Annotated in this window: 11 protein-coding genes; 2 read left to right on the plus strand and 9 right to left on the minus strand. The window is 68.5% G+C overall.

Annotation, left to right across the window (positions count from 1 at the left end; translation table 11 throughout):
- Window positions 1-697 precede the first annotated feature (697 nt).
- Window positions 698-1,234, plus strand: coding sequence for a VOC family protein (locus tag VGT00_00570; GenBank protein HEV8529892.1), 537 nt, complete (start codon window positions 698-700; stop codon window positions 1,232-1,234).
- Window positions 1,235-1,527: 293 nt separating this feature from the next.
- On the opposite strand, the gene VGT00_00575 is transcribed toward VGT00_00570, so the two are convergent.
- The 9 genes from VGT00_00575 to VGT00_00615 form a co-directional block, all read right to left on the minus strand.
- Window positions 1,528-1,983 (minus strand): VOC family protein, encoded by a 456-nt coding sequence (locus VGT00_00575; GenBank protein ID HEV8529893.1) that lies wholly within the window; start codon window positions 1,981-1,983, stop codon window positions 1,528-1,530.
- A gap of 61 nt (window positions 1,984-2,044) precedes the next feature.
- Window positions 2,045-3,874: a hydantoinase B/oxoprolinase family protein gene (locus tag VGT00_00580; GenBank protein HEV8529894.1), complete on the minus strand. Its 1,830-nt coding sequence runs from the start codon at window positions 3,872-3,874 to the stop codon at window positions 2,045-2,047.
- Window positions 3,875-4,054: 180 nt separating this feature from the next.
- Window positions 4,055-6,148, minus strand: a complete 2,094-nt coding sequence (locus VGT00_00585) for a hydantoinase/oxoprolinase family protein (GenBank protein HEV8529895.1) — start codon at window positions 6,146-6,148, stop codon at window positions 4,055-4,057.
- A 106-nt stretch (window positions 6,149-6,254) separates the two neighbouring features.
- Window positions 6,255-7,247, minus strand: a complete 993-nt coding sequence (locus VGT00_00590; protein HEV8529896.1) for a branched-chain amino acid ABC transporter permease — start codon at window positions 7,245-7,247, stop codon at window positions 6,255-6,257.
- Complete coding sequence (locus VGT00_00595) at window positions 7,244-8,125, minus strand: branched-chain amino acid ABC transporter permease (GenBank protein ID HEV8529897.1); 882 nt, start codon at window positions 8,123-8,125, stop codon at window positions 7,244-7,246. The genes VGT00_00590 and VGT00_00595 overlap by 4 nt, the downstream gene beginning before the upstream one ends.
- Window positions 8,126-8,318: 193 nt before the next feature.
- On the minus strand, window positions 8,319-9,047 hold the full coding sequence (locus VGT00_00600) for an ABC transporter ATP-binding protein (protein HEV8529898.1): 729 nt from the start codon (window positions 9,045-9,047) through the stop codon (window positions 8,319-8,321).
- Window positions 9,047-9,805 (minus strand): ABC transporter ATP-binding protein, encoded by a 759-nt coding sequence (locus VGT00_00605; GenBank protein ID HEV8529899.1) that lies wholly within the window; start codon window positions 9,803-9,805, stop codon window positions 9,047-9,049. The genes VGT00_00600 and VGT00_00605 overlap by 1 nt, the downstream gene beginning before the upstream one ends.
- 16 nt (window positions 9,806-9,821) lie before the next feature.
- On the minus strand, window positions 9,822-11,060 hold the full coding sequence (locus VGT00_00610) for an ABC transporter substrate-binding protein (GenBank protein ID HEV8529900.1): 1,239 nt from the start codon (window positions 11,058-11,060) through the stop codon (window positions 9,822-9,824).
- Window positions 11,061-11,229: 169 nt separating this feature from the next.
- Window positions 11,230-12,417: a fumarylacetoacetate hydrolase family protein gene (locus VGT00_00615; GenBank protein ID HEV8529901.1), complete on the minus strand. Its 1,188-nt coding sequence runs from the start codon at window positions 12,415-12,417 to the stop codon at window positions 11,230-11,232.
- A gap of 211 nt (window positions 12,418-12,628) precedes the next feature.
- Here VGT00_00615 and VGT00_00620 point away from each other — a divergent pair, with 211 nt between their 5' ends.
- On the plus strand, window positions 12,629-13,783 hold the full coding sequence (locus VGT00_00620) for an epoxide hydrolase (GenBank protein HEV8529902.1): 1,155 nt from the start codon (window positions 12,629-12,631) through the stop codon (window positions 13,781-13,783).
- Window positions 13,784-13,929 lie beyond the last annotated feature (146 nt).

Genomic DNA, 13,929 nt, shown 5'->3' on the forward strand with positions numbered 1-13,929 from the left:
GAGATGGTCGTCGAGATTCACCGCGTGAACAATGAGGGCGCAGCGAGGGCAGAAGCACGGGCGGGCCGCGAGCTCCGAGAGTCCCGCGCTCCATTCCGCTATCCGGCAGATCGCGTCGCGGCCACCGAACGCGCCCGCCTCCACTCGATCGAGCCCTGCGACTGGAGGAGGAATCTCCACGCCGACCATGACTGAATAACATCATTTCCGGTCGGTAATGTCAAGTCACAGAAATATTCGATGATTATCTCAAATAATCAGGTAGTTAGGTAGAACGGAACGGATCAGCCACCCGAAGATGCCGAACCGCTTGGCAACGGCGGAGCCGGGCGCCGGACGCCGCGCCCCCCTTGCGCCACCACCGGGGACGCGCTACTAAAAACTCCTGGTAGAGCGTCACCGCCGTGTGACGTTCCGGCGACACGGACCGGCTACCTGCGACAGGAGAAGCACGTGTTCATCAAAACTCGGGGCTACAGCTCGTCTCGATCGAGCCTACGGAACGACGCTCAAGCAACCAAGCAGGCCACAGCCCGCCGTGGAGGCCGAACCATCGTGCGCTTCGCCAAGGACCTGAAGGCCGTCGACGTGATGCTCGCGCGTCCCGACCATCACGAGGTGGCCGTGCTCGAATCGCTGGAGGATGTCTGGCTCGGCGTGCGATAGTGGCGGCGAACCGACCACAGGAGGCGCGACGATGGCGAACCCGGCGGAGACACCGCTTCCCTTCCACCTCCGTAAGATCGGCCACGTCGTGCTCAACGTCACCGACCTCGAGGCGGCGGTGCGCTTTTATACCGAGCTGCTCGGCCTCGAGGTGAGCGATCGGTATCCGGACAGCATGGTGCCGGGGGGCATGGTCTTTCTCCGCTGCAATCCCGACCACCACGGCGTCGCCCTCGTCGGGGGCGCCCAGCGGATGGACGCGAGCAGCCTGAATCATTTCGCGTTCGAAGTGGGGACGCTCGACGAGGTCTTCCGGGCGCGCGCGTGGCTCGGCAAGCACGGCATTCCCCTCGTCTTCGAGGGGCGCCGGCGGGCCGGCTGCCAGATCGCGGTGGAGTTCAGAGACCCCGACGGGAACAACCTGGAGATCTACTGGAACATCGACCAGGTCGGCACCAACGCGGCGGCGCGCCCTTCGAGCGAATGGCGCCAGGCGCGCACCCTCGAGGACGCGGTGGCCAACCCGGTAGCGGGCCAGCGCCTTCCCCCCGTCTCCGATTTCCGATAGCGGCGGCCGCCCTCGACGGGCCCCGGCTTCCCCGCCACCACCGGCGAGGGGTCTGTCCAGGTAATTCCCCTGCCGTCGCGAGAAGGAGTGTTCCGTTTCGAGCGCCGGCTTCGCCGGCGCAGTTCTCAGATTGCTCGCCTCGGACGGCGGGGCTTCCTCATACGGCTCGCCTCGCACGCGGGGGCCCCCAGCCCCCGGCCGTGCTGCGGCTCGTACCGCGCCCGCGACGTCCTGCGGCTCGCACTGCGTCGGGGGGAGGTTTCGGAAGGGGGGCGGAGCCCCCTCCGAGCTACTCAGGCCTCGAAGACCAGCGGGGCGTCGCGATCGCCGCGGCCCTGGCGGAACAGCTCCCGGGCGTGGGGCAGCTCGTAGTAGATCTCGAGCAGGTTGCCGTCCGGATCGTGGAAGTAGAGGCTCTTCTGGCTGACGTGATCCACCGCCCGGACTATCGTGACATCGTTCGCCTGGAGCGTGAGATAGGCGTCTTTGAGCGCCTGCTCGCTGTCGACGAGGAACGCGACGTGGCGGACGCCCACCGCGCCGGGCGGGGGCGCCGGCGCGGGCTGGTCATCGGGGACCGGGAAGAGGTCGATGGTGTGGCTCAGTCCCTCGAGCGCCATGAACACGCCCCCGTGCTCGGGGTCCTCCTCGACGACCTCGAAGCCGAGCAGGGTGGAGTAGAACTTCCGGGAGCGCTCGACGTCAGCCACCCGCAGCGCCACGTGACCGATTCGCGCAAGCTTGATCATGGCTTCCTCCGCTGTCCTTAGGGTCGACGCCTGTCGACTCTAAGGCGCGGACGATGTGAAATCAAGGATGGCCTGTCGAGGACGAGGCCGAGGCCGTCTGCACGCCCAGCTTGGCCCTGAGTCTCGCCGTTTCCTCGGCCAGAACTTTCCCCTCGGCGACATCGATCACCACCCCGTACTCCCGTCGCGCATAGTCGGCGGTCAGCTTCTCCTCCCGCACGTCCTTGAGCACGAGGGCGGGATCGCGGGCGAGCGGATCGCCCCATCCGCCCGCCCCGGCGAGGAGATGGCGGAAGACATCGCCCTCGCGGATCTCCAGCGTGCACTTGCTCGGCAGCTGGCGCGGGTCGGTATCAGGATTGAGGATATTGTCGGAGGGCGTGCCCGCCCGACCTCCCGCGAGGCCATAGGGCAGAAAGCGCCGGCGATCGGTCCGGAGCTGGAGCGTGCCCGTCGCCTCCAGGAAGCGATACTGGCGGACAACGGCCAGGCCGCCGCGATGCTTGCCGGCCCCGCCCGAGTCCGGCACATACCCATAGCGCTCGATACGGAGCGGATACTCGGACTCGATCACCTCGATGGGGTTGTTCGAGAAGTTGACCACGCTCGAGCTGCAGGCGTCGACGCCGTCCTTGGCGGGACGCCCGCCCCAGGAGCCGAAGAGAAATTCCAGGAAGACGAACGGGCGCCGCTCGCGGTCGTAGCCGCCGAAGCTGACCCCGGTGTCTCCGCCCACCTCGCAGGCGAACACACGATCGGGCGCGATCTGGGCGAGGGCGCCGAAGAGCGCATTGGCGAGCCGGAACCCCGTCAAGCCGCGCGCGGCCACCGCGGCCGGCATGACCGGGTTGACGATGGTGCCGGGCGGGGCGATGACCTCGATGGGGCGGAAGTAGCCCTCGTTGTTCGGCGGGTCGCCGCCGATCAGGTGGCGCACCGTCGCGTACACGGCGGACTTGGTGAAGGGCAGCGGCGAGTTGATGCCGCCCCGCACCTGGGGCGCCGAGCCGGTGAAGTCCGCGATCATTCGATCGCCCTCGACGGTGAGGGCGACCTTGAGGGGAATGGGATCGGGATCAATGCCATCGTCGTCGATCCAGTCGGTGAACTCGTAGGTGCCATCGGGCATCTTGGCGATGGCCGTCCGCGCGAGCCGCTCGGCCTGCGCGAGCAGCGTCCTGGTACAGGTCTGGAAGCGCTCGGGGCCGTGCTGGGCGAGCAACTTGAGATAGGCGCGCTCGCCGGTGAGGCAGGCGGCCACCTGGGAGCGCACGTCTCCCAGCACCTGACGCGGCACGCGCACGTTTCGGTCGATGAGCTCGAACACCGCCTCCACCGGCCCCTCCGCCGTGTAGAGCTTGATGGCGGGGATCCGCAGCCCTTCCTGAAAGATCTCGGTGGCGTCACAGCCATTGCCGCCGGGAGTCTTGCCGCCCACGTCGAGCTGATGGCCGATGCTGACCGACCAGCCGACGAGACGGTCGTCCAAGTCTTGCGAGCTGCAGGACGTCGCGGGGCTGGGGCCCCGCCGTCCGAGGCGAGCGGATTCCAAGAAGATCGGCTTGAAGATGTAAAAGTCCGGCAGATGGGTGCCGCCCTCGTAAGGATCGTTCAGGATGAAGACATCGCCCGGATGCGTCCGCCCCGCGAACTTCTGGCGCACGCGGGCCATGGCGTCCGGGATGGAGCCCAGGTGAAGGGGCAGGGTCAGCCCCTGGGCGATGAGCCGCCCCTCCGCGTCGCAGAGCGCGCAGGACATGTCCATGGCGTTCTTGAGGTTGTTCGAGTACGCGGTGCGCACGAGCGCGATGGCCATCTCGTCCACGATGGTGTCCAGCGCGTTCTTGATCAGCTCGAGCAGGATCGGGTCGCTCAGCTCGCGCGTTGCCATTTCAGACTCGGAGGGGGGCTTCGCCCCCCTTCCGAAACCTCCCCCCGTAAATTGTCGCCACAGGTACGGACTTGCCCGACCGTCGGGCGCGAAGGCGCCTCGACGGCGAACCAGTGATTGCGCCGGCAAAGCCGGCGCTCGAGCACGACAGCATCATATGTGCTCCCTCCGTCCGGTGCGTTATGCCGCCGTGTCGATCACGATATTGCCGTGGGCGTCGAGGTGCACGGGGCAGTCCGGCGGCACGAGGGTGGTCGCGTCGTATTCGTCTATGAGCAAGGGCCCGGGCCGCGGCCGCGCGTCGAGATCCTCTCGCCCGATGACGGGCGTGCGGATCACGCCGTGGCCGGGGCCGAAGTAGGCCTCGCGCTCGCCGCCGCGGGCCCGCGTGCCGGGTATGAAGCGGGTCTCGCGACGCATGTCCGTGGCCCGGCGAACGCGCGCGGTCAGCCGCAGGTTGACGATCTGGATGGGGTCGCCCTCGGCCTTGTGGCCGTAGGTGCGCTCGTGCTCCTTGTCGAAGGCCTCGGCGAGCCGGCTGATCGCGTCGATGCCGATGGCGGCGGGCCCCAGGGGCACGGCCAGCTCGAAGGACTGCCCCTGGTACTTGAGATCCGCGCTGCGCTCGATCTCCACGCGGTCGGCGCCATAACCTTGAGCGCTCAGCAGAGATTCCGCCTCCCTCTCGAGCGAGGCGAGGGCCTCCACGAGGTCGCGCGGCTCGAGGCCGGCGAGCGGCCGGAGGAAGGTCCGCACGAGGTGATGCTCCATCTCCGCCTCGAGCAGCCCGAGCGCGCTCCACACCCCGGGCGCGGGCGGCACCAGCACCCTCGCGATCTCGAGGGAGCGGGCCATCTCCGCCGCGAAGAGTGGTCCGTTGCCGCCGAAGGCGATCAGGGTGAACTCCTGCGGGTCGCGCCCGCGCTCGATGGTGACGGCGCGGACCGCGCGCGCCATGCCCGCGCAGCCGAGCAGGTATACTCCGTGGGCCGCCTCCAAGAGTTCGAGGCCGAGCGGCGCGCCCACCTGCTCGGACACGACGCGCCGGGCCTTGTCGGCGTGCAGGGTAAGGCCGCTCGGGAGGCGCTCGGGATGGAGATAGCCGAGGCAGACATTGGCATCGGTCAGCGTCGCCTCGGTGCCGCCGAGGCCGTAGCAGACGGGCCCGGGCACGGCCCCCGCGCTCCGAGGCCCCACGTGAAGCGCGCCCGCCCCATCCACACTGACGATGCTGCCGCCGCCCGCGCCCACCTCCGCGATGTCGATGGCAGGCACGCGCAGCAGATAGCCGCTGCCCTTGTAGAGCCGGCTCCCCTGCGACATGCTGCCGCCGATCTCGAACTCGCCCGTGCGCTTGAGCTCGAAGCCCTCGATCACCGAGGCCTTGGCGGTGGTGCCTCCCATGTCGATGCTGATCACGTTGCCCTCGCCGATGCGGCGGGCGAGGGCGGCGGTGGCGATCACGCCGGCCGCCGGCCCCGACTCGATCACGTGCACCGGCCGGCGGCGGCCATGCTCGGCGGTCATGACGCCGCCGTTGCTCTGCATGACGAGGAGCGTGCCGGGCAGGCCGACGCGGCCGAGCTCGCGCTCGAGCGACTCGAGGTATTGCGCCATCACGGGCATGACGTACGCGTTGGTGACGGCGGTGCTCGTCCGCTCGAACTCTCTCATCTCCGGAAGGATGTCGGAGGAGAGGGTGAGGGCGAGGCCCGGCGCGCGCTCGCGCACGAGGGCGCCGATGGCCTGCTCGTGGGCCGGATTGGCATAAGCGTGAAGGAGACAGACCGCAACGGACTCGATGCCTTCCCCGGCCAGCCGGTCGATCGCCATCTCGACGCTCGACCGGTCGAGCGTGGTGATGACCTCACCGAGATGACTCATGCGCTCGCCCACTTCGAGCCTCAAGCGGCGCGGAACCAGCGGCGCCGGCCGCTCGAAGTCCAGATCGTAGAGGCGGGCCAGGCGCAGACGGCCGATCTCGAGCAGATCACGGAAGCCCGCGGTGGTGATCAGCCCCGTTCGCGCACCGCGGCGCTCCAGGATGGCATTGGTGGCCACGGTGGTCCCGTGGATCACGTCGCCGACCACGGCGGGCAAGAGTCTCGCATCGGCGAGGAGCGCCGTGGTGCCGGTGATGATCGCCTCGGCATAGTTCGTCGTCGTGGAGAGCACCTTCCGCGTCAGCGCCCGTCCGTCAGGCGCCACCAGAACCAGATCGGTGAACGTGCCCCCGACGTCCACGCCCAGCCGGTAGCTCTTGGCCTCCGTCATCGACATTCCCTCATGATCCCCTCGCTCCCGTCACCGCGGCGTCCTGACTCACTCAGCACTCCCCTCACCGCTGATCAACTCAGCCCTCGCCTCAGGGCTTCGCCCTTCAGCTCGAATCGCCACGCCTGCGGCTCGTCGGCAGCGTCTCGGCTCGAAAGGCTACCACGTGCTTCGCGCGGCCGAAGCGGAGGCCGGCGAGGCCGCGCGGCAGGAAGATCACGAACACCATGATCACGAGTCCGACCGCCACGAGATTGTAGACGACCCCGATGAAGCGCAGGCCCTCGTTGATGGCATAGAGAAGGAGAGCGCCGAGGGCGGGTCCCCAGATCGTGCCCAGCCCGCCGAACACGGCCATCCCGATCACGAGCGACGTGGTGGCGGCCGTGGCGACGGTGGGGCTCACGAGCTGAATGTAGTAGGCGTAGAGCGTGCCGGCAAGCCCGGCCAGCCCGGAGCTCAGGCCGAAGGCGAGCAGCTTGTAGACGGTGGTGTTGATCCCGAGGCTCTCCGCCAGCACCTCGTCCTCTCGAATGGCACGGAAGGCGCGCCCGGCCCGAGTGCGACGGCAGACGTAGAGCATGGCGCCGACACCCGCCCCCACGATGGCAGCCACGAGCAGGTACACGGCCTGGGCGCGCGGGATTCCCGTGGCCGGCAATCCCGTGAAGCTGCCGAAGTCGTAGATCCCGAATGGACCGCCGGTGACGGCGAGCCAGTTCTGGGCCGTCAGACGGATCAGCTCGGCAAGAGCGAGAGTGACCAGGGCGAGGTAGTGGCCGCGCAGCCGGAGAGCGGGAAACCCGGTGCCGAGCCCGACGACGGCGGCGACGGCCGCTCCAAGCACCAGTCCGAGCCATGGCGACAGCCCGAGGTGCTTGCTCACCCCGGCAGCGGTATAAGCGCCGAGGGCGAAGAAGCCGGCGTGGCCGAAAGAGACCTGCCCGGTATAGCCGGAGAGCAGATCCCAGCTCGCGGCGAGGAGCGCCCAGATGACGGCCTGGGTGGCGATGCTCAGCACGAAGGGATGCGGGAGCAGCACGGGCAGGAGCAGGACGACACCCGCCGCGCCAAGAGCGAGGAGACGAAGCTTCGTCATCGCGCGGTGGCGCGCCCCAGGAGCCCCTGAGGCCGGAACAAGAGCACCGCAATCATGACCACGAAGGCCACGCCGTTCTGCCACTGGGACGGCACCACGATGACGACCAGGGATTCCGCCACCCCGATGATCAGGCTGGCCAGGAGCGCGCCCACGAGGTTGCCCATGCCGCCCAGGATGGTGATGGCGAAGGCCTTGATGGTCAGCGGGAACCCGACCGCCGGGTACACGTTGAAGAGCGGCGCCATGAGGGCGCCCCCGATGCCGGCGAGACCCACGCCCAGCGCGAGCGTGAGCGAGAAGATCCGGCCGAGATTGATCCCCATGGCCTGCGCGGCCTCGGGATTCTGGGCGACGGCGCGCACGGCCAGCCCTTGCCGGTGCCACCGCAGGAACACGAAGAGCGCGGCCAGGAGCAGCGCGGCGACCACAAAGACCAGCACCCGCTGGTAGCTCACGCCCGTGAAGCCGATCTCCAGGATGCCCCGGACGAGCGGCGGCACCTGGCGATAGTCGCCGCCGCCGATGGCCAGCAGGCTCGACTGCATGAAGGTCGAGAGCCCGAGGGTCAGCACCAGGTAGAGCGAGCCGGCGGGACGGCGACCGAGCCGCCGCTGGAGCGGCGCGATGAGCAGCGGATACACGCAAAGCCCCAGCAGGAACGCCCCCGCCCCGCCCGCCACCGCCCCGACGACGGGCGGAAGATGGAGGAGCACCACGGCGGCAAAGAGCACATAGCCCCCCACCGCAAAGAACTCGCCGTGGGCGACGTTGATGACGTTGAGCACTCCGAAGATCAGGGTAATCCCCACCGCGAAGAGCGCGTAGAGGCCGCCCAGCACGATGCCCTGAATCAGAAACTCAAGCAGTGATTGCATTTGAGTCAGGGGGGAGCGAGCGCCGCTCCTCCCCCGACACCCCCCCACCGATCACGCGCGTGTTGCTCGGCACCGGTGTCGATACGAACGAGTCAGAACGCCGGCTAGGGCACACGCGACTCTCCTTGTATGAGTCAGGGGGAGCGAGCGCCGCTCCTCCCCCGACACCCCCCCACCGGTTACTCCCGTTCGGCTAGGGCACACGCGACTCTCCTTGGCGGTCACCGAGGTACAGGCGACGGATGCGGTCGGTCTGGCGCAGCTCGGCGGGGGTGCCGTCGAAGGCGTTCCGGCCCAGGTCGAGGACGAAGACGCGGTGGGCCACGCTCAGGATCATCTCCACGTTCTGCTCCACGATGAGAAGCGCGAGCCCCGACCGATTGAGCGCCTGGATCGTCGCGTAGACCTCGTCGATGAACTGCGGGGCCAGGGCGGCCGAGGGCTCGTCCAGGAGCAAGAGCTTCGGTCGCATGACCAGCGCCCGCGCGAGGGCCAGGGCGCGCTGCTCCCCGCCCGAGAGACTGTCCGCGGCCTGGCGCCGTCGCTCGCGAAGCCGCGGGAACTGCTCGTAGACGGCGTCGAGGGCCCGGGCGAGCTCGTGGCGTGAGGGCAGCCCGTACCCGCCGAGCAGGAGGTTTTCGTGAACCGTCATGTCCGCGAAGAGGCCGCCGGCCTGGGCCACGAAGCCCGTCCCCAGCCGCAGGATCTGGTCGGGGCGGAGCCCGATCAGGCTCTGGTCCTCGAGGGTGATGCGGCCGCCGAAGGGGGAGAGATAGCCGAAGACCGTCTTGAGGAGGGTGGACTTGCCCGCTCCGTTGGGCCCGATCACGCCGACGATGGTCCCGGGCGCGACGTGGAGCGTCACGCCCTGGAGGATCTCGAGCCGGCCGTAGCCCGAGCGGAGCTCCCCGACCTCGAGCATCAGGCGAGCGCGGGATCGCGCCGCCGGCCCAGAAGCGCGTCGATCACCGTCGGGTCGCGCCGGATCGCCTCGGGCGCGCCCTCGGCGATCTTGAGCCCGTGATCCATGACCACGAGCTTGTCGCAGAGCTCCATCACGAAGGCCATGTCGTGCTCGATGATGAGGAAGGTGCGGCCTTCCTGGCGGAGGGCGCGGATGGTCTCGGCGATGCGCTGCCGCACCACGGGATGCACGCCGGCCAGCGGCTCGTCGAGCATCAGGAAGGGCGGATCGACCACGAGGTTCATGGCCAGCTCCAGGAGCCGCTGCTGGCCGACGGAGAGGTTCTCGCCCGGATCCTCGCGGAGATGATCGAGACCGAGCCGCTCGAGCCAGGCGGTGGCCGTGGGCTCCCACCCGAGGCGCTCGCGGCCCATGGCCGCGATGGAGAGATTGTCCCAGACGCTCAGCTCGCGGAAGATCTTCACCGATTGAAACGTGCGCCCGATCCCTCGCCGCGCGATCTCGTAGGTCTTGAGCCCGTCGATCCGCGCCCCGTTGAAATACACGGCCCCCGCATCCGGCCGGAGCAGATTGGTGATCAGGTTGAAGATGGTAGTCTTGCCCGAGCCGTTGGGCCCGATGAGGCCCACGATGGTCGCGGGGGCGATCTCGAACGAGCACTCGCTGACGGCGCGGAGCCCCCCGAAGAGCTTGCTCAGCCCCGTCACCGCCAGCGTGGGCGTCCCGTCGGGCGGACTCGGCGCGGCCGGGCTCATGCGCCCGGGCGGGGCCTCACTTCTTCTCCCAGGCGTACGGAGGCACCGTCACGTACTTGCCTTCGCCCTTGGCGGCGACGGCGGCGGGATAGATCGGCACCTTCTTGCCACCCTGGATCTGGACCACCACCGTCTGGATGGGCATCCGGTGGCCCTCGGCGAGCGGGGTGAACTTGCGCGTGCCCCACGCGGTGGCGAAGGTGTTGCTCTCGATGCTGAGGCGGATCTTGTCGGGATCGAGGCTGCCCGCCTTGGCGATCGCCTCCAGGGCCACGAGGGCGGAGTCGTGACCCTGCACGGCGAAGTTGGTGACGTCGGTGCCCGTCTTCTTCTTGTAGGCGGCCATCATCGGCTCCGAGACATCGGAGTAGCGCGCGGGCCACCAGCGGTTGTTGACGATGGCGCCCTCCATGGCCTTGGCGTGCTGGTCGATGAAGGTCTGGGCGGCCACCGTCGCTCCCATGTGGGCGAGGAGGGCGGGCACCTTCAGCTCGTACCACTGGTTGAAGAGCACCGGTCCGCTCGACCCGTAGATCTCGCCGACGATGACCTGAGCGCCCACGCGCTTGATCTTGGCGAGCTGGGGCGTCAGATCGGTCACCCCACGCTCGACGAAGTCCTCGGCCACGATCTCCACGTCCCTGGCGTTCTGCTGGAACCATTCGCGCGAGATGCGGGAGAAGTCGCGCCCCGCGTCGGTGTTCTCGTTCAGCAGCGCGACCTTCCTGGGCTTCGCGTGCTCGGCCACCGCGGCCACGAGCGAGCGCACGATGTCGTTGGCGGTGGGGCTGAGCTGGAACACGTAGCCCATCTTGTTGGCGGCGATCCGCTCCCCGATCTTCAGCGAGGCCGAGCAGCAGGTGATCACGGGCACCGAGGACTTCTGGAACTCGTCCATCACCCGGAGGAAGACATCGCTGGAGAGGACACCCACGCCCACGTGGATCTTGTCCACGGTGAGGGCGCGGGTGACCGCGTTCAGCCCCACGTCGGCCTTGCCCTCGTCGTCGTACCAGATCACCCGGACGCGATGGGGCTTGCCCCCGAGGCTGATCCCCTGCGCCTGCACCCGCTCCACCGCGACCTCGGTGCCTGCCTTGATCTGGGCGCCCACGTCGGCGCTGATGCCGGAGATCGGCATGAAGGCGCCGATCTTGATCTCCGGGGTCTCCTGGGCGTCAAGGGCGGCGATACCGCAGACGAGCGCCGCCACGGCGCCGATCATGCCCACCATCCGTGCCGCGACTCGCTTCATGGCTGTGCCTCCCTGGCCTGCTCGCATTCCGCGCCTCTGGCTGCACGTCACTGGCCGCACAGCCCTGGCTGTACATCCCTGGCTGTACATCCCTGGCTGTACATCCGATGACGAGAGCGGTAAATCTACGCGGCTTTCACATCGGTGGCAAGGTGTCCGGGAATCCTTCTCAGCGGCGCCCCCGCTCCGTGAGGAGGCCACGCCGGGCAAGGTTGGCCATCAAGGCCCCGGTGCCGAAGCTCCACGGCTCTGCCTCGTCGCAGGCCACCACCTCGTTGACCAGGGTGCCGAGCTCGCGCGCGCCGATGCTCACCACGTCCCCTATCTTGTGGGTGAAGCCGCTGCCGGGTGCGCCGCGATCGTCCACGGGGGCGAACATGGTGCCGATGAACAGGAGCAGGCCGTCGGGGTACTGGTGATAGCGGCCGATGGCCTGGGCCGCGAGGTCGGCCAGGTCGCGGCTGATCTCGCCCACGCGCGTCGTGTGCTCCACACGGAAGCCGTCGAGGCCTTCCACCACGGTCTGGAAGCTCAGACGGCGAGCGGCATCGAGCGTGAACGTCTCGTCCAGCACCCGTACGAAGGGGCCCACGGCGGCCGAGGCGTTGTTGTCCTTCGCGCGTCCGAGGAGGAGCGCGCTCCGCCCCTCGACGTCCCGCAGGTTGACGTCGTTGCCGAGGGTGACGCCCACGATGGTGCCCGCGCTATTGATCACGAGCACCAGCTCGGGCTCGGGATTGCTCCAGACGGAAGCCGGATGGATTCCCACGCGGGCCCCGAGCCCCACCGCGGCCATGGGAGGGCACTTGGCGAACAGCTCGGCGTCGGGTCCGATGCCGACCTCGAGATACTGCGACCACATGCCCCGGGCTACCAGCACGTCCTTGATGCGTGCCGCCTCCGGCGAGCCGGGCCGGACGCCCCGCAGATCAGGGCCGATGATGGCCTGGATCTCGCGCCGGACGCCGTCGGCCAGGGCGGGGTTGCCGCGCGCACGCTCTTCGATCACGCGCTCGAGCAGGCTCGCCACGAAGGTCACCCCGCTCGCCTTGACGGCTTGCAGGTCGCACGGCGCCAGGAGCCAGGGGCGCGAGGAATCGCGCTGCCCTTCCCTGCTATTGGCGACCAGGTCGTCGAGGCGTCCCATGGCCGGCGCGACCTTGATGGCCGCGCGCAGCTCGTCGGGCTGGGTGATGTTCAGGAGCTGGCTGACCGTCGTGTACGATGGCGTCAGGTCCACGGCCTCGTCGCCGCGCACGGCGATGACGGATGGTCCATCTTCGGCAGGGACCCACGCCCGCCCGATCAGCAAGGCCGCGGCATCCCTGGGCACGCACTGGTCGGCAGACAGCCTCACGCTCACCTCCCGGGGGTCAGGTCTTGCAATACGACATTGAGGATCGTGATCCTCACCCTGTCGCCGGGGATCGTCTCCCGGTCAGCGAAACAGGTCAAGATGGAAGCGGAGGGGTCGGGCCTCGCCGAGAAGATCAGAGGTGGCCCGCGCGTTCCATCGCCGGTACACTGACCGGCGCGGTCGGCACGCCGCAACCATTGGAGGAGAGAGGATGACGGCAAGCGTACCCACATCCTTCACCATCGCCGTCCCCCCGGCCGTGCTCGACGATCTTCGCGAGCGGCTGGCCCGCACGCGCTTCCCCGACCAGGCGCCCGGCGCCCCGTGGGCCTTTGGCACGGACCTCGGCTACCTGCGCGAGCTCGTCACCTACTGGCAGACACGCTACGACTGGCGCACGCACGAGGCCGAGCTCAACGGCTTCCGTCAGTTCACGGCGCCCGTGGCCGGCATCAATGTCCACTTCATCCACGAGGAGGGTCGCGGGCCCGCGCCCCTGCCCCTCATCCTGTCCCACGGCTGGCCCGGCTCCGTGTGGGAGTTTCACAAGATCATTCCCATGCTTACCGATCCCGCGCGCTTCGGGGGCGATGCGCGCGATGCCTTCACGGTGGTGGCGCCATCGCTGCCCGGCTACGGCTTTTCCTTTGCGCCGGGTCAGGCGCGGTTCGGCGTCACCGAGATCGCAGATGCCTGGGCCCAGCTCATGACCGATGTCCTGGGCTATGATCGCTTCGCGGCCCAGGGCGGCGACTGGGGCGGATTCATCACTTCGCGACTGGGAGCAGCCTACCCCGAGCGCCTGGCCGGCATTCATGTCAACCTGCTGTCGCTCCGGCGCGATCTGCCGCGTCCGGAGAACCCGACCCCAGAGGAGCGCGCCTACCTCGATCAGCTCGGCGCGTGGCTGCGCGAGGAAACAGGGTATCAGTGGATTCAGGGCACCAAGCCCCAGACCCTTGCCTATGGCCTCACCGATTCGCCCGCGGGACTGGCCGCCTGGATTGTCGAGAAGTTCAGGACGTGGAGCGATTGCGGTGGCGATGTCGAGCGCCGCTTCTCCAAGGACGAGCTCCTGACCAACGTGATGCTGTACTGGGTCACGGGGGCAATCGGCTCGTCCTTCTGGCCCTACTATGCGCGCTACCACGCGCCCTGGCCCATCGCCGACGGCCAGCGCATCGAGGTGCCGACGGCCTATGCCGATTTCCCCAAGGAGATCATCCGTCCGCCGCGCTCATGGGCGGAGCGTGTCTACAACATCAAGCGCTGGACGGTGATGCCGTCGGGCGGCCACTTCGCCGCCCTCGAGGAGCCCAGCCTCCTCGCCGAGGACATCCGCGCCTTCTTCCGCGACCTGAGATGAAAAGCAGATTCCTTTGAGGGGTACATCAGAAGAAAGAGAGATTCCTTTGAGGGGTACATCAGAAGAGGAGACATCATGAACCTCGGCTTCTCGCTCCCCATGGCCGGCCCCTGGGCCACGCCCGAGAATCAAGTTCTCGTCGCTCA

This window comes from Candidatus Methylomirabilota bacterium (genome assembly GCA_036002485.1).
Lineage (GTDB): Bacteria > Methylomirabilota > Methylomirabilia > Rokubacteriales > CSP1-6 > AR37.